The organism is Cupriavidus sp. SIMBA_020 (genome assembly GCF_046535395.1).
GTDB classification, from domain to species: domain Bacteria; phylum Pseudomonadota; class Gammaproteobacteria; order Burkholderiales; family Burkholderiaceae; genus Cupriavidus; species Cupriavidus campinensis.
The window spans coordinates 1-231 of the sequence record NZ_JAWRWU010001795.1; the positions used below are offsets into that span (position 1 = coordinate 1).

At 54.1% G+C, this 231-nt stretch carries 1 protein-coding gene; it reads right to left on the reverse strand.

Annotated elements, in window-relative coordinates:
* The coding region (locus SB751_RS35790; protein ID WP_410749705.1) for a hypothetical protein at positions 1–201 on the reverse strand (201 nt) is incomplete at its 3' end.
* Positions 202–231 lie beyond the last annotated feature (30 nt).

Consider the following 231-nt stretch of genomic DNA (forward strand, 5'->3'; position numbering starts at 1 on the left):
GGATGCCCTGCGGGCAATTTCCTTCAGTGTGGGATTCTCTGTGTTACTGGTATCAAAGCCTCTTTCCAATCGGGACGGGCCGAGAGGGTTGTGGTACTCGCTCTTTGGGTTTCCGCTAATGACGTAGTCACTGAGTGCCTTGAGTTGGTGGCGGGAAACGGCATAGTCTGAAGATCGGTACGCCTCCTGAACGTGGTCCATTGTGACTTGGCGGATTTTCTTGGAGCCTCG